Below are 19,267 nucleotides of genomic sequence, written 5' to 3'. Positions count from 1 at the left end.
AGGTTTCCCGAACAAGCGCACGCTACATCAACTCGGATAACCCGAGCAATCGCTTGGTCGAGAGAAGGGCCGCCCGGCTACCGGACCATGCGGAGACAGAAGAACGTCGGGAACCGGTAATACTCGTGCTTGCCCGCCTTGACCGCCCCCAGGATCAGGAACACCCACGAGCCGATCACCAGCTCCAGATACACCGGGACGAACGCGAGCAGCAGCAGAGGCTGGTCGAAGACGATCGCCGGAGGCACGACCAGCACCGCCACAACGAGCGCATGGATCAACTGGGTGAGCTGGAAGTTCAGCGCCTGCGCCGCATGAAACCGGGTCAGCCGCGAGTCCTTCTTCTTGACGAAATAGATGATCAGCGGCGCGAGGAACCCGATCAGCAGCATCCCGAGGTAGCTGAACATCGCCCAGGTGTTATCCCCCTGCCCCCCATGAGGCGGCCCGTAGGGCACCCCAGGCGGCCCATAACCACCGGGAGCGCCATACGGGGGAGGTCCATACCCGGGCGGCGCCCCATAACCAGGAGGCGGCGCCCCGTAACCAGACGGAGGCACCTCGCCTGGCGTCCCGTACCCGGGTGGCGGTGCTCCGGGCGCCGCGAAGTCGGGTGGGGGCGTCCCAGCGGGGTTGCCGAGGGGCGGCACTTGTCCCGGGGGAGGGGTGTCGTCCTGGGGCTCGTGGCCGGGAGTTGGGGGAGCGCCGGGCGCCTGGCCGTGGGGGCTGTCGTGCGGCGGAGGCTGATCGGTCACTAGGGTTCCTATCGCTCCTTAGGGGGATTCGCCCAGGAATCTACCGTGAACCCGTTCGCGTCCGGCCGCGTCGAAGCGGTCAGGAGGTTGGTTATGCCGTCGGCAAGTGCGCTGCGCTCGCGTGACCCCGAGCGGTTGGGGTCCTACCGGCTCACCGGGAGGCTCGGCGAGGGCGGGCAGGGCGTGGTCTTCCTCGGGGAGACGCCCGACGGCGCGCTCGTGGCGGTGAAGCTGCTGCGCTCGGCGCTGGGGGACGACCCCGAGGCGCGGGGCCGGTTCATGCGCGAGCTGGAGACGGCCAAGCGGGTGGCGCGCTCGTGCACGGCGGCGGTGCTGGACGCCGACGTCGACGGCGAGCACCCCTACATCGTCAGCGAGTACGTGGACGGCCCGTCCCTGCACGAGGTCGTGTTCGAGCAGGGCCCCCGGCGGGACGGCGCGCTGGAACGCCTGGCGATCGGGACCGCGACCGCGCTGGTGATGATCCACCGTGCCGGGATCGTCCACCGCGACTTCAAGCCGCGCAACGTGCTCCTCGGGCAGGACGGCCCCCGGGTCATCGACTTCGGCATCGCCCGCGCACTGGACGCCGACACCTTCACCTCGGGGGCGCCGATCGGCACTCCCGCCTACATGTCGCCCGAGCAGCTGACCGGCGACCGCGTGGGTCCGCCCGCCGACATGTTCGCCTGGGCCGCGACGATGGCCTTCGCCTCGTCCGGACGGCCGCTGTTCGGCGACGACACGATGCCCGCGGTGATCAACCGGATTCTGAACGAGGACCCGGACGTCGGACGGCTCTCGGGCGCGCTGCGCGACGTCGTGGTCGACTGCCTGCGCAAGGACCCCGCGCTGCGTCCCACGGCCGCCGTGGCGCTGAGCCGGTTGCTGGGCGAGGACGACCCGTGGCGCACCGGCCCGCTGCCGTCCCCGTCACGCGAGCACGGCACGCCGACGGCGCCGTCCGGCTCGGAGAACACCGTGCGGATGCGGCGCCGTGGACGGATCGCCGCCGCCCTCACGGCGGCCGTGGTCGCGGCGGCGGCGCTGGCCACGGCGGCGTTCGTCGTCCTGAACGACAAGGCCGAGCGCAAGGCGGGCGCGGACCCGAGCGCGACGGCGTCCAAGCCCGTGAAGCCGGTCTTCACGGCCCCGTATGCGGGCAACTGGCGCGGGACGCTCCGGCAGAGCGACGGCAAGAAGCTGGTCGCGCTGCTGACCCTGCCCAAGGGACGGCGGCAGGGCACGATCACCTATCCCGGGCAGGGCTGCTCGGGCCGCATGGCCCTGATGGGCAGCGCGCCGGGCACCCTGACGCTCCGCGAGGAGATCACCACCGGCGCGGCCCGCTGCGTCGACAGCGGCACGATCACCCTGAGCCGCCGCAAGAACGGCGGCCTGGCCTTCAACTACAGCGGCTCGGAGGCGGGTGCCTCCTGGGCCGTGGTCGGCCGCCTGACTCGCGTCTGAGCTGAGCCCACCGCCACGGCGGTGAACGCCCGAGCCGGATCGCCCTCCGGCCCCGTCCGGTGTCGTTCGCTGCCGTAGTCGAACAGCAGCAGGGCCGGTCGTGTGTTCTCGGGAAGCTCGTACACCAGGGTCTGGACGGACTCGCGACGGACTGAGCCTACGGAGTCAGGGGTGGTCAGGGGGCTGATTGAAGATGATCAGGGAGCGGGTCACCTCTCCCGCTCGGGTGCGGGCGATGGCGTCGTTGATCTGGTCCAGCGGGACGCGCTCGGTGACCAGGGACGCCAGGTCGAGGCGGCCTCGGGCGTGGAGGTCGGCGAGCATCGGCAGGTCGCGGGCGGGGGCGGCGTCGCCGCCCTGGGTGCCCATCAGGCGGCGGGAGCCGAACAGCAGGCCCGGGGGGATGCGCAGGTCCTGGCCCGCGGCGGGGCTGCCGACCATGACCGTGGTGCCGCCGGGCTGGGTGGCGGCGAAGGCCGCCGTCAGCACCTCGGGGACGCCGGTCGCGTCGAAGGCGTAGTCGGCGCCGCCCCGGACGATGTCGCCGACCTGGCGGGGCAGGTCGTCGGAGAGCAGGGTGTGCGTGGCGCCGAGTTCCTCGGCCGCCTTCAGCTTGGACGCCACGACGTCCGCCGCGATGATCGTGGTGGCTCCGCCCAGGACGGCGCCCTGGACGACGTTGAGCCCGACGCCGCCGCAGCCGGCCACTAGCACGCTGGAGCCGGGCTCGACGCGGGCGGTGTTCAGGACTGCGCCGACGCCGGTCACCACGCCGCAGGCGAGCAGGGCCAGCAGGTCGAGCGGCGCGTCCCGGCCCATCCGGACGCACATGGCCTCGCGGACGACGGCCTGCTCGGCGAACGCGCCGATGCCGATGTAGGGGCGGACGGTCGCGCCGTCCGAGGTCAGGCGGGTCGAGCCGTCCTCCATCAGGCCCATGATCGCCGCCATCCGGGCCTTGCCCCCGCACAGGTGGGGGCGGCCGCGCGCGCAGTTGCGGCAGCGGCCGCAGGGGCCGTTCATCGCGATGACGACGGGGTCGCCGGGTCTGACGGACGTCACGCCGGGGCCCGTGCGCTCGACGACGCCCGTGCTCTCGTGCCCGAGGACGCACGGCAGGTGCGCGACCACGGGGCTCTTGCCGTCGATGGCCTTGAGGTCGGATCCGCAGACGCCGGACGCGGCGATCCTGACCAGCACCTCCCCGGCCCGGGGCTCCTCGACGGCCACCTCGGCGATCTCCAGGGGTGCGCCGAACTCCCTCAGCAGCGCCGCTCGCATCATCCGCGCCCACCTTTCCCGTCCAGGACCACGTCACCGTAACACCAAGCAACTGCTTGGTCGAGGTCAAATGCGGTACCGTCACCGGCCATGGCGGGAGACAAAGGCAGAAACCCCTACCAGTTGCCCGGGCAGGGCTGGGGTGATGATGATTCCCCGCCCCCGGATGACACGCCGCCGCTCGGGGAGCCGCCGCTTCGTAAGGCGACGCCTGGTCCTGCGCCCTCTTTCAAGATGCGGACGCCGCGCATGGACGGGCCGTGGATATGGGTCGTGCTGTTCGTGGTGCTGACCTTCGGGGTGACCTTCTGGGGCCAGCTGTTCGCGGGGGACGACTCTGTCCGGCGTCCGACCTTCTCCTACTCGCCGTCGCCCGAAGTGGAGCCGGTGGCCACGATTCCGCCCAGGATCAAGGGGTGGAAGGCCGTGGAGAGCCAGAAGTACGCGTTGGCCTACGACGTTCCGAGCGCCTGGCGGGTCAGGAGCGTCGGGCTGCTGGTGGGGTTCGAGCCCAGGGCCGGGAGGCAGATGGCTCTGGCCAGTTCCGTCGCGGCCTGGCGCGAGGACCACTGTGCGACCGAGCGGGTCTCCCAGCTGGCCGGTACCGGGTTCCAGCAGTACTCCACCGGCAAGCCCGCCGACGTCGCTCGGAACGCCGCCGACAAGTGGACCGTGGACGCCTACACTCCCGAGCACGGGAACCCGCCCGCCGTGCGCTACAGCGGGCCCAAGCCCGTCAAGGTGAGCGGTGTGAAGGGCTTCCATGTCCAGGCCGACGCCAAGCCGACGCCGGGTGGCAAGTCCTGCCTTCCGCCGCGAGCCGTCGTCCATGTGGTCGCGCTGCCCGGACGCGCGACCGGCAAGACGACGGTGTTCGTGATCTGGTCCGACCAGGGCGTGCCCGGCGCCGTCCCGCCCCGCGAGCTGAAGCGGATCCTGGCCAGTCTGCGCTCGGCGGGCCCGAAGGCGGGGGCCTCCACGGCCCCCGGGTGACGGCACCCTCTAGAATCCTGTTCGGACTCGGGAGGGCCCATGACCGCAGCCAGAACGGCCATCGAGCGCGAGGCACGCGCCCGCCGGACGCTCGACGACGGGGAGAACGCGGCCCTGGCCGACCTCGCCGCACGGATCCGCGAGCTCAACGAGGCCGTCGTCCACACCGGCGTCGGCGCGGACGAGGTCGCCGAGGTCTCCGCCGCCGTGGCGGCGCTCACCGAGCGGCTGGCCGCCGAGCGGCGCGACCACCCGCCCGTGGGCCCCGTCGGGCCGAGTGGCATGGCCCGCCAGCTCGCCAACCCGGTCAGCGGCCCGCTCAGCCCCATCGCCCCGCCCGTGAAGATCACCGTCGACCCCGACGGCACCGCGCGGACGGCGTTCACGCTGAGCGCCGTCTACGAGGGGCCGCCGTCCTTCGTCCACGGCGGCGTCTCGGCGATGATCCTCGACCAGTTGCTCGGCGTCGCCTCGCTGTCCAACGGGACGCCGGGCCTGACCGCCACCCTCGACCTGCGCTACAGCCTGCCGACGCCGCACAGCGTCCCGCTGACCGCCGAGGCCAGGGTCACGCGCACGGACGGACGCCGCAGCTTCGGCGAGGGCCGCATCGTCGGCCCCGACGGCCGGACGACCGTCCGCGCCACCGCGGTCTTCGTCCGTCCCTGACCGAGGGCGTCAGCGCGTCGGCCGCGGTGTCGGGACGGCCGGAGGCCACGGGACGCCGGGGAGCATCCTGACCGAGGCCGCCAGCGTGCGCAGGCGGGCGCCGTCGAGCGGCGCGGGGCCGCCGGACTCGGCGAACACCGCCGCCCTCGCGCCGGGGATGAGGACCTTGTTGGTGCGCTCGACGGCGGACTTCCCGCCCACCGTGGTCGTGGTGGCCGTATCGGGGGGCAGATCCTCGGCCCCGACGGCGATCCAGGAGACGTCCCGGGCAGGGAGACGCGCGGGGGCGTCGACGAGGCCGTACAGCAGGCCGACCATCGGACGGGCGTCCGCGGCGGCCACCCGGCTCAGGGTTCCGAGCAGCCTGCGGGGCCCGACGGACGCCGTGACCGGCGCGGTCACGGCGGCGTTCCCCGGCCAGACGCTCTGCGCGACCCGGTGGGCCGTCTCGCGGTCGACGCCGTCGCCCTTCACCGAGGCGAAGGCCCAGGCGCCCGGCGTCCACTGCCAGGCCAGTTCGAGCGCGCTCGGACGCGTCTGCGAGCGGTCGAGCCAGTAGGCGGGACGGTCGAGCACGTCCGGGGCGCGCTCGCCCTCGGGCTTCCAGCGCCGGCCGTCCGCGCCGGTCAGCGCGCCGCGGGGATACATGGTGACGACCCCGTCGGCCCGCCGGGGGGACGCGGGATCGGCGACGCGGAGGGTGACCCGTTGCCGGAAACGACCCGTCTCGTAGGTGTCGGGGGTGAACCCTCCTGCCGATCCCACCGTGAAGGACTGGCGCATCGGGTCGAACTGGGCGCGGGACGCCATCGGCCCCGGGTCGCGCTCGGGGGCGCTCCCCACCAGCGCGGATACCAGCGCGACGGCCGCGACGGCGGCCGAGGCCGCGCCCACTCCGGCCAGCCGCCGCGTCCGGACCCGGCGGCGGCCACCGCGCATCGCGCGGGCGATGTCGACCCCGTCCGGAGCGCCGGGCTCGGCGCCCTTCAGCGGCGCCAGAAGCCGCCGGCCGTCCCTCTCGTCGCGGTCCATCGGCTCACTCCTTCCTCAGGGGCGCGGGTGTCCGCTCGCCCAGCAGTTCGCGCAGCGTGGCCAGCCCGCGCGAGCTCTGGCTCTTGACGTTGCCCTCCGAGCAGCCCAGGACCCCGGCGGTCTCGGCGACCGACAGGTCGCACAGGAACCGCAGGACGAGCACCGCCCGCTGCTTGGGCGGCACCTGGGCCAGGGCCCCGTGCACGACCGTGCGGGTCTCGACGTCCGGGCCCGGGGGCGCGGGGGCCAGGCCGGGGGTCTCCCGGGGAGCGCCGGTGAGGCGCACCCGCGACCACCAGCCCAGCTTCTGGTCGTTGAGAAAGCACCGGACGAGCATCTTCTCGACATAGCGATCCAGGTCGGCGGCCTGGCGCGCGCGGCGCCAATGGACGTAGAGACGCGTGATGGTCATCTGGACGATGTCGTCGGCGCGGTGGGCGTCCTTGCAGAGGTAGTGCGCGAGCCGCCGGAAGGCGGGCAGCCGAGCGGTGACGTACGCGGTGTACTCCGCTTCCTCCGCCGGTCCCACCAGCCGTCCTCCTCGATCGACCGTTCGCCTAGCCTGACAGCATCCGGACGTCCCACACCCGGACGCCGCCCGCCTCCCGTCCCGGCCCGAGCAGCCGGTCGAGGGTCTCGCGCAGCACCGGCCCCCGGGGATGAGGCGCGAGGACGACCGCGTCGGCGCGCCAGTAGGCCAGGTCGGCGCGGGCGGTGCGGCGTTCGGCGTCGGTGACGGGTGGCACCGCGTCCTTCTCGGCCGCGGCGCGCAGCAGCGACGCCGTCGGACGCGGCACGGCCCCGTACACGCCCCGGCGTTCGGGCCCCCAGGGTCCGACGAAGTAGCCCTCCGCCAGCGCGAAGCCGAGGCCCGCGTCGACCTGCCAGCGCAGCGGCGCGGCGCTGGCGGCGTCCGCCAGCGGGACGGTGACGACCGTGCGTCCCTCGCGCACATGGTCGCGCCAGACGCCGTGGGCGAAGAAGGCGGGCGTCGGCTCCCGGTTCTCGGCCGCGAGCGGTCGGGGGGCGATGGGCAGGAGGGCCTGGACGAGAACAACGCACCCCAGCATCCGCAGCGGCGCGGCCCGCCAGGGAGCGGCCGCCGAGATGCTCCGCACCTGGTCGGTGGCGATGGCGATCAGCAGCGCGAGGGCGGGGACGCAGACCATCGTCAGGCGCGATTCCAGCACCGACTCATAGAGGGGCAGCCGGGAGAACAGCCGCCAGGGCCCGGCGATGCCGGTGCCTTCGCCGTCCAGGGTGATCTCCGGCCCGAGCGACAGGACGGTCGCCACGGCGACCACCGCACCGGCCGCCAGCGCCGCCGCGTTGTGCCGCAGCCACACCACCAGGAAGACCGCCAGGATCGCCAGCGGCCAGCCGAAGAAGGCGTTCTGCTCGGTGAACCCGGCCCTGTTCGGGGTCGGCCCGGCCAGGGACCGTTCGGCGAGCCCGGTGATCGCCAGCAGGTCGTTGCCCGAGGGGCCGTGCGGCAGCGCGCGGTAGCTCTGCGGCCCGGTGAACTGCCAGTACAGCGGATAGGCCATCAGCGCCAGCGCGACCCCGGCCGCGATCCCGAGCCCGGCGGCGAGGGTGCGCGCCGCGTCCCGGAGCTCGTCCGGACGCGCCAGGGCGTAGGCGGCGGCGAAGACGACGAGCCCGGTCGCGGCCAGCAGCAGCGGCTCCTCGCCGAGCAGCAGCTGGTACGCCAGCAGCAGGCCGAGGACCACGCCGTCCCGGACGGGCCGCCCGTCCCGCCAGAGCCGGACGGCCCGGTCGATGACGAGGGGCAGGACGAACAGCACGACGAAGTTCGGGTGCGCGTTGGCGTGCGAGACCATCGGCGGCGCGAAGGCGCAGAACGCGCCCGCGATCGCGGCGGCGGGCCGCGAACGTCCGAGACGGCGCGAGAACAGCCAGTACCAGGCCGCGGCGCTCGCCGCGACGCCGCCGGTCAGCACGACCGTCCAGGTCGCGCTGGGGCCGAAGGCCAGGGTGACGGGCGTGAGCGGCACCGACAGCCCCAGCATCACGGTGTTGGCCATGAGGTTCACACCGAGCGGCGCGTTCTGCAGATGGGTGAAGAGCGGATCGTCCAGGTGGGTGACGGCCCGCGCCGTGACCGCGAAGAACCACTCCCACTGATGCTGGTCCTGCCCGCCGTTCACCAGGTAGCGCCGTCCCGGGTCCGCCCACAGCCGGACATACAGCAACACCGACGCCAGCAGGTACCCGCCCGCCACGGCCAGATCCACGCGCGCACCCGGACGCCGCACGGCGCGGGCCTTCGCGGCCTCCACGGTGGCGGCCCTCAGCACTTGGCCCCCAGGTCCCCGAGCGCGGCGTCCCGGTGGATCCGGTAGAGGTCGGCCAGGGTGTGCAGGTAGGCCGAAGGCCGCAGGGTGGAGCCCGGCCGGTGGACCCAGCGGACCGGAACCTCCGCCACCGTCCAGCCGAATCGGGCGAACAGGCGGAGGATCTCGACGTCGAACCCCCAGCCGTCGATCCGGGCCAGCCCGAAGACCGTGCGGGCCTTGGCGCCGTCGAACAGCTTGAAGCCGCACTGGGTGTCGGAGAACGCCGGGACGCTCAGCGTCCGGATCAGCCGGCTGCCCGCCCGTCCCAGCAGGCGGCGGACCGCGCCCTGCGCCTCGCGGTGCGTCCGCGCGCCGATCGCCGCTCCGGCGCCGCCGCTGAGCGCCGAGCGCAGCCGGTCCAGCTCCTCGATGGGGGTCGGGAGGTCGGCGTCGGTGAACAGCACGTGCCGTCCGCGCGAGGCCAGCACCCCGCACCGGACGGCATGCCCCTTGCCCCGGTTGGACGGCGTCCGGATCAACCGGACGGACGGTTCACGGCGCGCCAGCAAGGCCGCGACGGCGGCCGTCGCATCGGTCGACCCGTCGTCCACGACGATGACCTCCCACCGTCCCGGCCGGGCCCGCAGATGCCGCGCGACCGCCTCGACGGTCGGCCGCAGCCGGTGCTCCTCGTTGAACGCGGGAATCACGACGGACAACTCAACGCCCAGCTCCCCGAACTCGTCGGAGGGCCGGCGGGGTGGGGTGGGGGCGCGCTTGGTGTCGCTCACGTTATGGGGACAGGGTCGGGGGAGCGGGAGGTTGCATCCGCGGGCGCGCTTGTTCTCGCGGTGGTCGGGCGTTACCGTACCAAGCGGTCGCTAGGTTGGCTGGAGGTCGAGTGGATCTGACGTTCACGGCCGCGCAGCAGGGGTTCCGGGACGAGGTGCGCGCCTGGTTGCGCGAGCACGTTCCCCGGGAGCCGTTGCCCTCGATGGACACGGCCGAGGGGTTCGAGCGGCATCGCGAATGGGAGCGGACGCTGGCGGAGGCTCGCCTGGCGGCCGTGTCGTGGCCGGAGGCGTACGGGGGGCGGGGCGCCGACCTCATCGACTGGCTGATCTTCGAGGAGGAGTACTGGGGAGCCGGGGCACCCGGCCGGGTGTCGCAGAACGGGATCTTCCTGCTGGCGCCCACGCTCCTGGCCTTCGGCACCGAGGAGCAGAAGCGCGCTCACCTGGGGCCGATGGGACGCGGGGACGTCGTCTGGGCGCAGGCGTGGTCGGAGCCCGAGGCCGGGAGCGACCTGGCCGCCGTGCGGGCCACCGCGCGGCGCGACGGCGACGGGTGGCGGCTCAACGGGCAGAAGACCTGGAGCTCGCGGGCCGCCCACGCCGATTGGTGCTTCGGGCTTTTCCGCAGCGAACCCGGTTCCGAGCGGCACCGGGGGCTCACCTACTTCCTGGTCCCGCTGGACGCCGAGGGCGTGACGGTCCGGCCGATCGCGCAGCTGGACGGCGAGGCCGGGTTCGCCGAGATCTTCTTCGACGACGTCCTCGTCCCGGCGGAGGGCGTGCTGGGCGGTGCCGGTGCGGGCTGGACGATCGCGATGGCCACCACGGGCTCCGAGCGCGGTCTCATGCTGCGCAGCCCCGGCCGGTTCACGGCCACGGCCCGGCGGTTGATCGAACTCGCCCGCACCAGCGCCGACCCGGTGCTGCGGGACGCCGTCGCCGGCGCGTGGTGCGACTGCGAGGCGTACCGCTCCTACACGTTCCAGGCCGCCGCGCTGATGGCCGAGGGCGGTGAGCTGGGCGCCTCGTCCAGCCTGATGAAGGTCTTCTGGTCCGAACTCGACCTGCGCATGCACGAGCTCGCGCTGGACCTGCTCGGGCCGCACCCGTCCGGCCCGTGGCTGGACGGCTTCCTGTTCGCGCTGGCGGGCCCGGTCTACGCGGGGACGAACGAGATCCAGCGCACCATCATCGCCGAGCGCGTCCTGGGGTTGCCGAGATGAGATTCGCGTTCACCGAAGACCAGCGGCTGTTCGGACGGGCCGTGCGCGACGTGCTCGGCGGCGACGGACCCGTGTGGCAGGCGCTGGCGGACGTCGGGTTGCTGGGGGCGCACGTGCCCGAGGAATACGGGGGACTGGGACTGACCCCGGTCGACACCGTCCTCGCGTACGAGGAGACGGGACGGTTCGCGGTCACCGGTCCGGTCGTCGAGACGGCCGTGGTCGCGCCGCCGCTCGTCCCGGCCGACCGGCTGCCAGGCATCGTCGCCGGCGGCCTGGTCGTCTCGGCGCGGCCGGGCACCGGCCTGCTGCCCCATGCCGACACCGCCGCCCTCCTGGTCGTCGAGGCCGGACGCGACACGGTCGTCGTCGAGCCGGAGAAGGCCGTCCTGACGCCTCGGCCCTCGATCGACCCGTCGCGGCCGATGTTCGCCGACGACCTGCCGTCCGGGAGTGTGCCCGGGGCGGCGTTCGACCATGCCGCCGTCGCCGTGTCCGCGCAACTGGTCGGGCTCGGCCGCCGGCTCTGCGCGGAGACGGTCGCGTACGCGGGGCGGCGGCACCAGTTCGGGCGGGCCGTCGGCTCGTTCCAGGCGGTCAAGCACCGGCTGGCCGATGTCGCGGTGGGTCTGGAGTTCGCCGCGCCCCTCGTCTACAAGGCGGCCTTCACGCTGTCCCCCCGGGACGTGTCGGCCGCCAAGGTCGCGGCCGGACGCGCCGCGCACCAGGCGGCCCGGGCTGCGCTTCAAGTGCACGGGGCGATCGGGTACACCGAGGAACTCGACCTGCACCGGCGCCTCAAGCGAGTGTGGGCGCTGCGCACGGAGTGGGGGGACGAGCGCTTCCACAAGGCGCGGATCCGCGCCGCGCTCTACGGCTGCTCGGAGATCGCGTGAGGTTCGGGGTGCCGCTCGGGCTCGTCCACCCGGGAGTCTGGCGCGAGCTGGCGGTGGAGGCCGACCGGCGGGGGTTCGAGTCGGTGTGGCTGCCCGAGCATCTGGTGTTCGCGACCGACCTGTCCACCGCGCGCTATCCCGGGACGGACGAACCGGGCATCAAGCCGGAGACGCCTCTGTTCGACGCCCCCGCCTACCTGTGCGCGCTCGCCGCTGTCACCGAGCGGGTCCGGCTGGGCACGGCCGTCTACCTCCACGGGCTGCGCCACCCGTTCGTGTCGGCCAGGGCGTTCGCCACGCTCGACCAGATCTCGGGTGGCCGGGCCATCGCGGGCGTGGGCGCGGGCTGGTACGAGGGGGAGTGGATCGCCGCGGGCGTTGACTTCGCCACCCGGGGGCGGCGCCTGGACGAAGCCATCCAGGTCTCACGGAGGCTGTGGACCGAGCGGACCGTCGAGCACCATGGCGAGTTCTTCGACTTTCCCGAGGTGGCGTTCGAGCCCAAGCCGGTGCAGTCGCCGTTGCCCGTCCTGGCGGGCGGCGAGTCGCGGGCCGCGCTGCGCCGGGCGGCCTTCCGCTGCGACGGGTGGATCAGCATGCCGCAGACGCTCGACGGCGTCCGGCCGAAGCTGCGCGCGCTCCGCGAACTGCGGGCCGAGGCGGGACGGCTGGACGAGCCGTTCGACATCACCGTCCACGCCTACGGCCTGTCGGGGCCGGACGAGGTGGCGGAGTGGGAGCGGCTCGGGGTCGACCGGCTGATCGTGCGGCCCTGGCGCCGCACCGGCGAGGCCGTCCGGTGCCTCGGCGATTTCGCGGCAGAGCACGGGCTTCAGTACTCGTAGATCTGCACCCGGGGAGTGCGTTCCGACCACGTCGCGATCACGGTCGAGGTGTGTTCGGCGCCTTTGAAGTCGACACGGAGCCAGCCGGCCGCCGTCTTGTCGTTGTCATATGTCTCAAAGCCGGGATTGGGTGTGGCCGTAATTAGCCTCACCCGGCCTTCGGTGATGGCGAGCGTGGCCCGTCCGCCTTGCGTCGAGTAGACGCGCATATTGCGCGGCGGAGTGTATTCACGGCCGCTTGGAGAACGCTTTCCGGGCGGCGTCCGCCCAGGCGGGAAACCTTCCGTGGCCTGGCCGGAGCCCGGCGGCACCGGGCTTTCGTGGATCACCGGGCCCGAGATCGGAGCGGACGTGGAACGGTCGGAAATGGCGTTCTTGACAACTTCCCGAACACCGAGCCAGGACAGCATCACCGCCAAAGCCGTCACCCCGACCCAAGGGGCAACATAGGACATTGCGCGACGCATTGGCACATGGTGGCATAACGTTCGGTCATGGCGAGTGTTCTGGTGGTGGAGGACGACGCTAACGTCCGGACCGCCCTGATCAGGGAACTCAGCGCGCGCTCCCATGTGGTCCGCAGCGTCGGAACGGCGATGGACGCCCTGCGAGAGGTCACCCAGGCCACTCCTGACGTCGTCATCCTCGACCTCGGGCTCCCCGACCTCGACGGCGCCGAGGTGCTGAAGATGCTGCGCGGGATCTCCGACGTCCCGGTCATCATCGCCACCGCCCGCGACGACGAGCCCGAGATCGTCCGGCTGCTGAACGCCGGGGCCGACGACTACCTCATCAAGCCGTTCTCGGCCGAGCACCTCAGCGCCCGGCTGGCCGCCGTGCTGCGCCGCTCGGTCAGGTCGGGACCGGCCGTCGACCTGCACGTCGGCGGGCTGCACATCGACCTCGACCGGCGCGAGGCCTCGCTCGACGGCTCCTCGCTGGAGCTCACCCGGCGCGAGTTCGACCTGCTGGCCTACCTCGCGGCGCGCCCCGGCCGCGTGGTCGCCCGGCGCGAACTGCTCGCCGAAGTGTGGCGGCAGGCATACGGGGACGACCAGACCATCGACGTCCACCTGTCGTGGTTGCGGCGCAAGCTCGGCGAGACCGCCGCGGCGCCGCGCTACCTGCACACAGTCCGCGGCGTCGGGGTGCGCCTGGCCGAACCGTCGTCATGAGGCGCACGCTGGTGCTGGTGTCGCTGGCGGTCACCTCGATGGTGGCGCTGGCCTTCCTGATCCCGCTCGCGCTGACCGTCCGGGAGATCGCCAGGGACCGCGCCCTCACGACCGCCGAACGCCAGGCGAGCGCGCTCGGGCCCGTCCTGGTCATCACCGAGGACCCGGCCGCGCTGGAACAGGCCGTCGGCAGCACCCAGGCCGGGGCCGCGCGGCGCATGGTCGTCCACCTGCCCGACCGGACGATGGTGCCGAGGACGGCGCGCGACGACACCCGGGCGCTCGGCGACCAGCTCACCAAGGCCGCCCTCCGGGGACGCTCCTTCACCGCCCGCGTCCGGGGCGGGTACTCCCTGCTCCAGCCCGTGCGCCTCCCCGAAGGCCGCACCGCCGTCGTCGAGGTCTTCCTCCCGGACGAGGACCTCTCCCAGGGCGTCTGGAAGGCATGGCTCGTCATGACCGCCGTGGCCGCCGCGCTCGTCGCGGGCTCCGTCGCCGTCGCCGACCGGCTGGGCGCCCGCATGATCCGCTCCACCCGCAGGCTCGCCGAGGCCGCCGGGGCGTTCGGCGACGGCGACATGAGCGTCCGCATCGACCCCGACGGCCCGCCCGAGCTGATCGAGGCGAGCCTGGCCTTCAACGCCATGGCCGACCACGTCGTCCAGCTGCTGGCGGCCGAGCGCGAGATGGCCGCCGACCTCTCGCACCGCCTCCGCACGCCCCTGGCCGCCCTCCGCCTCAACGCCGAGGCCCTCGGCCGCGGCCCCGTCGCCGACCAGACCCGCGAGGCCGTCGACCGCATCGAGCGCGAGGTCGACCAGATCATCAGGACCGTCCGCAAACCCACCGGACGCGGCAGCTGCGACGCGGCCAAGGTGCTGCGCGACCGCGTCTCGTTCTGGTCGGTCCTAGCCGAGGACGAGGGGCGCTCCTGCGAGCTCATCGGCGCCGAGGCGCCCGCCCCGCTGCCGATCCCCGCCACCGAGCTGGCCGCCGCCGTCGACGCGCTCATGGGCAACGTGTTCCGCCACACCGCCGAGGGCACCGACTTCGCCGTCACCCTGCACCAGGGCCAGGGCGTCACCGGCATCCTCGTCGCCGACGCGGGCCCCGGCATCGCCGACCCCGACGCGGCGCTCAAGCGCGGCAGCAGCGGCGGCGGCTCCACCGGACTGGGCCTGGACATCGCGCGCCGCGCCGCCGAGGCCACGGGCGGCTACCTCAGGATCCACCGCTCCGTCCTGGGCGGCGCCCAGGTCCAGATGTGGTTCCGCACCAAGTGGCTGCCGCCCGCGCCTCGCCGCTCGCGCCGGCTCGTCCGCCGCTCGTCCCGGGTCTGACGGTCACTTCTTGTACGGGACGAGCTTCTCCCGCAGCTCCGCGGTCGTCGACCGCAGCAACCCGCTCAGCAGCTCCCGGCCCTCCGGCGTCGCGGAGATGTACTTGTCGACGTCGATGATCTCCTTCTTGGTCGCCGTGATCGAGTTGAGCTGGTGGTCGAGCTTGATATCGCCCATCCACGGACTCCGGAACAGGTTGGCCATATCAGTCCGGAACATCGCGACCAGATCATCGGGATCGGCCATGTAGTTCTTGACCTCGCCCACGAACGTCAGCGTCGCCTTGCTCCCGATCACGGCCTGCTGAAGCGCGCTGTCACCCGTCTTGCGGTCGAGCACGACCGTCACGCTGTGCAGCACCTGGTCCTTGACCGGCTTGAACCGGACGAACTGCCGGTCGGCATCGGCCCGGAACGCGATCGCCGGACACCCCAGATGCGCCATGGCGAACACCAGCTCGCCGACGAGCACCTCGTCCTTGCTCTCGCGGGCCTCGGCGCTGTTCTTGAACTTGGAGATCAGTGAAAGCATCGAGCCCCTCCTAGGCCGCGGCGGCGAGTCGTCCGTGCAGGTACTTGGCCAGCGCCTGCCGCGTCGCCGACAGATGCTCCTGCAGCACCGGATAACGGATCGTGTACTGGTCGGCGAAGTACGGCTCCAGGTCCAGCAACAGCTCGACCTGCACGTAGACATAACCCGTGGTGAGCTCGGCGTCCACCGTCATGACGCCCGGCTCCCCGACGTCCAGGAACCCGCTCTTGATCTCCGACTTGAGCGCCTGCCACACCGTCCGGGTGTTCTCGACCCTCTCGCCGTACCCCATCTGCACCGACGCGTACTGCCCGAGCGTCTTGGCGTCCAGGACCGTCCCGCTCAGATGCGTCAGCTGGAACAGCAGCCGGCTCCGGTCACGCGGATTCTGGAACCGCAAATGATGATGGTTCCCATCGGAGTTCAGATCGATCAGCGAGTTCCCCTCCGCCACCATGGCGGTCACCACGGCCCCCACGAGCAGATCATCGACCTCCGCCGCGGCCCGCTGCTCCTCGAACCGCTGCCAGCTCCGCTTGACCAGCCGCCCATAGACCTGATCGAGCTCCTCGCCCACACCTTCCCCCTCCACGAGACCAACACCGCCCCGTACATTAGCGCCGAACCCCCAGAAGTCAGTCACCGGTGAACGACCGAATGACCCTCGCGAAGTCGGGCGTCACCTGCCGCTGCGTCCAGCAGTCGTCCTCCCAGGTAGCGACCCCGCTCCCGCACCCGTCACACACCACATTGATCCCGTTGCCGCCATTGGCCCCGCAGCACCCCACCCCCCAGGCGGGATCGAGATCCGCGTTGATCAGATCGTCCGGATGGATCAGAAACCCCCGAGGCTCGCGCACCCACACATTGGGCCGCACCTGTCGCGCATAGGTCCCCCGAACCATCCGAGCCGCCCGCCCGCGCGTCCCGTCCGCCGCCCGCCCCGGATACGGCACCTCCTTTGGCACCCCCACAGCCACCAGCAAGGGCGTCAGCGCAACACAACACCGAGCACAAACAAAATGCGGCATACACCCCAGTCTGCCGCCCCCAACCCCCACCATGCGACCAACACCATCAACCCCAAGACCGCATTGGGACAAACCCCCACCACCCCCTCCGTCGCTACCTAAAATTCCTGGAAACGTCGCAAGAACGGCAGGCAGATGGCCGCACAAAGCCCGGATCCTCCAGCCCAAAAGAGAGTGGACGTTCTCCTCCAGGAGAAGACCCTGGTCTTCGGCGAGAAACTCGGAATAGTCAACGCCAACAAACAGGCGTACGGCCTCCTCAGCGTCGTGACCGGCGTCCTGCTCAGCGCCGCGCAGGGCAAGAACATCGAGGCGGCCTACCTCCTGCTTCCGTACATCATTCTCGCCTTCTCCTACTACATTCTCAGCAACACCCTCATGTTCACCCTGATCGCCGCCCACCTGGAAGAAATAGACCGCGAACTCCACATCATCGAAGCCGAGATAAACACCCGAATGTGGCAGGCGGGCGTAGGCGGCGATACCTCCCGCTGGGGACTGGTCATATCCACGAGCAGAGGCCCCGTCCTCAACCCCTATGTGGCCCAGATCGTCACCATCGCCATCCTCGGCCTCTCCATAACCTGCTACTCAATGGCCCGAGCCTGGCTCTTCCTCGACGACTGGAAAAACGCCACCCTGGCCAACATCTACACAACGGCGACCGCGACCTGCATCCTCCTCTTCATCGCCGTCTCGGCCACCGTCAGCCGCCTGGCCCAGACCCCGAACACCCTCGCCCCGCCACCACGGTAATTCTCACCCTGAGCCAAACTGTCGTACCCGCCTGCCAGGATGGCGCCATGCCTCTCCACGTAGCGAGCTGCCGCCGCACGACCCTCCACCGAGACTTCCCCGACGCCCTGATCCTCGACGTGACCTCCCGAGCCCCCGCCCCCTGGGTCCGCCTGAGCCCCTTCTATCCGCACGGCGGCATCCCGGTCCCCGGCCACCCAAACCGCACTTCACAATCCGTAGAAGGCGTCTGGCAAGCACTCAAGGTCTTCACCACGGAACCGGAAGACTTCACCAAGCTCGACATCACCACGATGAAGGGCATCAAACGAACCGTCCGCCGCCTAGGCCCCCCACAAGGCCACCGCCTGAACAACCGCTTCCTCGACTACGAGGAGGCCAGACGCGAGATCTACCTCCCCACCTACTTCTGGACGCTCGACAACCGCACCCCCGACCTCGTCGATGAACTGCGCGCCTTGAGCGCCCGCCGAACCGTCGTCCTTCTCGACTACTCAATAAATGGAAACATCCGAGATCTCTCCAAGCCCCTTTCGCACGCAGCTCTGATCGCCCAATGCATCCAGTCCGCCCGCCAATCCTCATAAGCCAAGCTGATAGTCCTAGCTTATGTTCGCCACAACCTTGAATTTCTATCGATGCGGACTAATTCAATATCTGCTTTCGTGTACGCGCAGAGCATTCGTTGTCGCGCGGCTCCTCTGTTGCGCGCAGGTGTGGCTTGCATCAGTTTGAGGGGCTTATTCTGAGTCCAGGGATGCGCCCATCTTTTTCGGGCCAGGTCTTACCTGATGAATCGGGCTGCCTTCAAAGCCAATGGACATTCGCAAATTGTCTTCGTGTGAGCTTGAAGGTTATATGCCTCGTTAAGCGAAAGTCTCCTCCAGTCTAATCATTTCGCCCTGCAGTTGAATGAGCAGGGGGGCGACAGAAGTGCTATGCTTCGTTTTTTCAAAAATGGGGAGGGCTCGTGGATCGGTCAAGTGCTGGAGAGCAAGAAGCGCGGCGTCTGTCGCTGTTTGGACAGTTCGCAGAGCTTAGTGCCCAGAACAAGATAGCTGCCTTGGTTGCCCTCAGTAGCTTCCTGGGTATCCTAGTTGCCGCCGCCGCTGTTATTCCTCCTTTTCTTGCTCTTGACAAGGATTCGAGTGACCCTCCTCCGCTGGGAAAGCTGGCACCCAGCCTCTCTCCGAGCGTTGGCGGCTTCCCTGCCCTTCCCTGTAAGGAGCTGAAAAAGGTTATCGAGTGCACCGTGACGAACATGCCATCGGGTGCTTACTCGGCCCCCTCTCCCTTTCCTGGGATCGGGCAGGTCCCAAATTGCCATGGTCAATATGACGATTTTCTTAGTTGGGTCAAAAAGAGCAACGCTGTCCCGGCCGGTGGAAGTGGCTTTACAGTGAATCTTCGTCCTCGTAAAGGATCGGTGATCAATGTGCGTAATGTTGTCGTTCACAGCACAAGGATGCCGATCGAGGATAGGGTTACACTCGCCTGCGCGGGTGGCGCGGATCAGCAGGTGACTGCGGATATCGATCTGGACTTGCCCAAGCCCGTAGTCCGCTACAGGTGCAGCGATTCTACAGCAGACTGTAAGCGCTCGATTGGCAATCTCACTTACCCAGAGCGACTAACGCTTGATGTTACAGGAACTGCGACACGCAGTTTAGTCAAATGGCAGGCATGGCTGGAGTTGATTGTCGACGGAAGGCGCTTCCTGCTGGACCTGGGGTCCTCGACCGTTTCTGGTATCTCATGCCTTCTCTATGAATCAGATCCGAACACAAGAATGTGGATAAGAAAGCGATCGGGACATTCGAAATGTGCACAGTGAAAGAATCATGACTGGGCTACGCCATAGATTCGAAATCGCCTGAGCGCTTGTGAATCGCCAAAGTCGGTCCAACTAAGTCAAATCACTCTTGTCGTGACCTGAAGCGAGGTGCTCGGCGATGGTTAGGGTGGTGATCGCTTGGTTGTGGGGGAGGGGGCAAGGGCAGGTGTTTGTGTGCAGCCTCCATCGACGCCAGTTGCTTGGCGATCTTGGTGCTGTCGGCGACAGCGGTCTTGGTGATGTGGATGGCCGTAGGGCCTCCCTCCTGCGGGAGGGGGGTAGGAGCCAGCCTTGGGAGTCAACGCATCTCGATCTCGATCGACATGGGTCGACTCTCGCATACTT

Annotated in this window: 20 protein-coding genes; 11 read left to right on the top strand and 9 right to left on the bottom strand. The window is 70.4% G+C overall.

Annotated elements, in window-relative coordinates; genetic code table 11:
* Positions 1 to 77 precede the first annotated feature (77 nt).
* Positions 78 to 410, bottom strand: coding sequence for a DUF4870 domain-containing protein (locus ACQPY4_RS30265; RefSeq protein WP_433326590.1), 333 nt, complete (start codon positions 408 to 410; stop codon positions 78 to 80).
* Between the two features lie 438 nt (positions 411 to 848).
* Here ACQPY4_RS30265 and ACQPY4_RS30260 point away from each other — a divergent pair, with 438 nt between their 5' ends.
* Positions 849 to 2,225, top strand: coding sequence for a serine/threonine-protein kinase (locus ACQPY4_RS30260; protein WP_433326588.1), 1,377 nt, complete (start codon positions 849 to 851; stop codon positions 2,223 to 2,225).
* 165 nt (positions 2,226 to 2,390) lie between these two features.
* Here ACQPY4_RS30260 and ACQPY4_RS30255 read toward each other — a convergent pair whose 3' ends face one another.
* Entirely contained in the window at positions 2,391 to 3,509 is a 1,119-nt protein-coding gene (locus ACQPY4_RS30255) for an alcohol dehydrogenase catalytic domain-containing protein (RefSeq protein WP_433326586.1), read from the bottom strand.
* A 231-nt stretch (positions 3,510 to 3,740) separates the two neighbouring features.
* On the opposite strand from ACQPY4_RS30255, the gene ACQPY4_RS30250 reads away from it, so the two are divergent.
* Positions 3,741 to 4,499: a hypothetical protein gene (locus tag ACQPY4_RS30250; RefSeq protein ID WP_433326584.1), complete on the top strand. Its 759-nt coding sequence runs from the start codon at positions 3,741 to 3,743 to the stop codon at positions 4,497 to 4,499.
* A gap of 39 nt (positions 4,500 to 4,538) precedes the next feature.
* On the top strand, positions 4,539 to 5,168 hold the full coding sequence (locus ACQPY4_RS30245) for a PaaI family thioesterase (RefSeq protein ID WP_433326582.1): 630 nt from the start codon (positions 4,539 to 4,541) through the stop codon (positions 5,166 to 5,168).
* 9 nt (positions 5,169 to 5,177) lie between these two features.
* Here the strand turns inward: ACQPY4_RS30245 and ACQPY4_RS30240 are convergent, their stop codons facing one another.
* Genes ACQPY4_RS30240 through ACQPY4_RS30225 form a run of 4 tightly spaced genes read right to left on the bottom strand, consistent with a single transcriptional unit; the run spans position 5,178 to position 9,288 of the window.
* Complete coding sequence (locus tag ACQPY4_RS30240) at positions 5,178 to 6,200, bottom strand: hypothetical protein (protein ID WP_433326580.1); 1,023 nt, start codon at positions 6,198 to 6,200, stop codon at positions 5,178 to 5,180.
* 4 nt (positions 6,201 to 6,204) lie between these two features.
* Positions 6,205 to 6,729: a SigE family RNA polymerase sigma factor gene (locus ACQPY4_RS30235; protein ID WP_433326578.1), complete on the bottom strand. Its 525-nt coding sequence runs from the start codon at positions 6,727 to 6,729 to the stop codon at positions 6,205 to 6,207.
* Positions 6,730 to 6,757: 28 nt separating this feature from the next.
* Positions 6,758 to 8,518: a hypothetical protein gene (locus ACQPY4_RS30230; protein WP_433326576.1), complete on the bottom strand. Its 1,761-nt coding sequence runs from the start codon at positions 8,516 to 8,518 to the stop codon at positions 6,758 to 6,760.
* The gene (locus tag ACQPY4_RS30225) at positions 8,512 to 9,288 is read right to left on the bottom strand and encodes a dolichyl-phosphate beta-glucosyltransferase (RefSeq protein ID WP_433326574.1); all 777 of its coding nucleotides are present in this window, start codon (positions 9,286 to 9,288) and stop codon (positions 8,512 to 8,514) included. The genes ACQPY4_RS30230 and ACQPY4_RS30225 overlap by 7 nt, the downstream gene beginning before the upstream one ends.
* Before the next feature lie 110 nt (positions 9,289 to 9,398).
* Between ACQPY4_RS30225 and ACQPY4_RS30220 the strand changes: the two genes are divergently transcribed.
* From ACQPY4_RS30220 to ACQPY4_RS30210, 3 genes are read left to right on the top strand one after another with little or no spacing between them, the layout of a single operon-like run.
* Positions 9,399 to 10,514, top strand: a complete 1,116-nt coding sequence (locus ACQPY4_RS30220) for an acyl-CoA dehydrogenase family protein (RefSeq protein WP_433326572.1) — start codon at positions 9,399 to 9,401, stop codon at positions 10,512 to 10,514.
* The gene (locus ACQPY4_RS30215; protein ID WP_433326570.1) at positions 10,511 to 11,410 is read left to right on the top strand and encodes an acyl-CoA dehydrogenase family protein; all 900 of its coding nucleotides are present in this window, start codon (positions 10,511 to 10,513) and stop codon (positions 11,408 to 11,410) included. The genes ACQPY4_RS30220 and ACQPY4_RS30215 overlap by 4 nt, the downstream gene beginning before the upstream one ends.
* Complete coding sequence (locus ACQPY4_RS30210) at positions 11,407 to 12,255, top strand: TIGR03619 family F420-dependent LLM class oxidoreductase (RefSeq protein WP_433326568.1); 849 nt, start codon at positions 11,407 to 11,409, stop codon at positions 12,253 to 12,255. The genes ACQPY4_RS30215 and ACQPY4_RS30210 overlap by 4 nt, the downstream gene beginning before the upstream one ends.
* Here ACQPY4_RS30210 and ACQPY4_RS30205 read toward each other — a convergent pair.
* Complete coding sequence (locus ACQPY4_RS30205) at positions 12,243 to 12,722, bottom strand: hypothetical protein (protein ID WP_433326566.1); 480 nt, start codon at positions 12,720 to 12,722, stop codon at positions 12,243 to 12,245. The two genes, ACQPY4_RS30210 and ACQPY4_RS30205, sit on opposite strands and share 13 nt — an antisense overlap.
* Before the next feature lie 27 nt (positions 12,723 to 12,749).
* Here ACQPY4_RS30205 and ACQPY4_RS30200 point away from each other — a divergent pair, with 27 nt between their 5' ends.
* Positions 12,750 to 13,430, top strand: coding sequence for a response regulator transcription factor (locus tag ACQPY4_RS30200; RefSeq protein WP_433326564.1), 681 nt, complete (start codon positions 12,750 to 12,752; stop codon positions 13,428 to 13,430).
* Positions 13,427 to 14,770 carry a sensor histidine kinase gene (locus ACQPY4_RS30195; RefSeq protein ID WP_433326562.1) on the top strand — a complete coding sequence of 448 codons (1,344 nt, stop codon included), beginning with the start codon at positions 13,427 to 13,429 and terminating at the stop codon, positions 14,768 to 14,770. The genes ACQPY4_RS30200 and ACQPY4_RS30195 overlap by 4 nt, the downstream gene beginning before the upstream one ends.
* A gap of 3 nt (positions 14,771 to 14,773) precedes the next feature.
* On the opposite strand, the gene ACQPY4_RS30190 is transcribed toward ACQPY4_RS30195, so the two are convergent.
* Both ACQPY4_RS30190 and ACQPY4_RS30185 read right to left on the bottom strand, forming a co-directional pair.
* Entirely contained in the window at positions 14,774 to 15,301 is a 528-nt protein-coding gene (locus tag ACQPY4_RS30190; protein ID WP_433326560.1) for a hypothetical protein, read from the bottom strand.
* Between the two features lie 10 nt (positions 15,302 to 15,311).
* The gene (locus tag ACQPY4_RS30185) at positions 15,312 to 15,878 is read right to left on the bottom strand and encodes a hypothetical protein (RefSeq protein ID WP_433326558.1); all 567 of its coding nucleotides are present in this window, start codon (positions 15,876 to 15,878) and stop codon (positions 15,312 to 15,314) included.
* A gap of 628 nt (positions 15,879 to 16,506) precedes the next feature.
* Here ACQPY4_RS30185 and ACQPY4_RS30180 point away from each other — a divergent pair.
* The 3 genes from ACQPY4_RS30180 to ACQPY4_RS30170 all read left to right on the top strand — a co-directional run bounded on the left by ACQPY4_RS30180 (position 16,507) and on the right by ACQPY4_RS30170 (position 18,922).
* Positions 16,507 to 17,088, top strand: coding sequence for a hypothetical protein (locus ACQPY4_RS30180; protein ID WP_433326556.1), 582 nt, complete (start codon positions 16,507 to 16,509; stop codon positions 17,086 to 17,088).
* Positions 17,089 to 17,135: 47 nt separating this feature from the next.
* A complete protein-coding gene (locus ACQPY4_RS30175) occupies positions 17,136 to 17,675 on the top strand; it encodes a DUF6939 family protein (RefSeq protein ID WP_433326554.1) in 540 nt (179 codons plus the stop codon).
* A gap of 383 nt (positions 17,676 to 18,058) precedes the next feature.
* Positions 18,059 to 18,922, top strand: a complete 864-nt coding sequence (locus ACQPY4_RS30170; RefSeq protein ID WP_433326552.1) for a hypothetical protein — start codon at positions 18,059 to 18,061, stop codon at positions 18,920 to 18,922.
* Positions 18,923 to 19,267: the final 345 nt, after the last annotated feature.

The sequence above is a fragment of the Spirillospora sp. CA-294931 genome (assembly GCF_050946795.1).
GTDB lineage: Bacteria > Actinomycetota > Actinomycetes > Streptosporangiales > Streptosporangiaceae > Spirillospora.
The sequence above is the reverse complement of the archived record's forward strand: the minus strand, read 5'-3'. Positions and strand labels throughout refer to the sequence as shown.

Coding starts and splice junctions, on each gene's coding strand:
- ACQPY4_RS30265 (WP_433326590.1), bottom strand. CDS start 410: ATGTTCAGCTACCTCGGGATGCTGCTGATCGGGTTCCTCGCGCCGCTG.
- ACQPY4_RS30260 (WP_433326588.1), top strand. CDS start 849: ATGCCGTCGGCAAGTGCGCTGCGCTCGCGTGACCCCGAGCGGTTGGGG.
- ACQPY4_RS30240 (WP_433326580.1), bottom strand. CDS start 6,200: ATGGACCGCGACGAGAGGGACGGCCGGCGGCTTCTGGCGCCGCTGAAG.
- ACQPY4_RS30190 (WP_433326560.1), bottom strand. CDS start 15,301: ATGCTTTCACTGATCTCCAAGTTCAAGAACAGCGCCGAGGCCCGCGAG.
- ACQPY4_RS30250 (WP_433326584.1), top strand. CDS start 3,741: ATGCGGACGCCGCGCATGGACGGGCCGTGGATATGGGTCGTGCTGTTC.
- ACQPY4_RS30175 (WP_433326554.1), top strand. CDS start 17,136: ATGCCTCTCCACGTAGCGAGCTGCCGCCGCACGACCCTCCACCGAGAC.
- ACQPY4_RS30200 (WP_433326564.1), top strand. CDS start 12,750: ATGGCGAGTGTTCTGGTGGTGGAGGACGACGCTAACGTCCGGACCGCC.
- ACQPY4_RS30255 (WP_433326586.1), bottom strand. CDS start 3,509: ATGATGCGAGCGGCGCTGCTGAGGGAGTTCGGCGCACCCCTGGAGATC.
- ACQPY4_RS30205 (WP_433326566.1), bottom strand. CDS start 12,722: ATGCGTCGCGCAATGTCCTATGTTGCCCCTTGGGTCGGGGTGACGGCT.
- ACQPY4_RS30245 (WP_433326582.1), top strand. CDS start 4,539: ATGACCGCAGCCAGAACGGCCATCGAGCGCGAGGCACGCGCCCGCCGG.
- ACQPY4_RS30195 (WP_433326562.1), top strand. CDS start 13,427: ATGAGGCGCACGCTGGTGCTGGTGTCGCTGGCGGTCACCTCGATGGTG.
- ACQPY4_RS30215 (WP_433326570.1), top strand. CDS start 10,511: ATGAGATTCGCGTTCACCGAAGACCAGCGGCTGTTCGGACGGGCCGTG.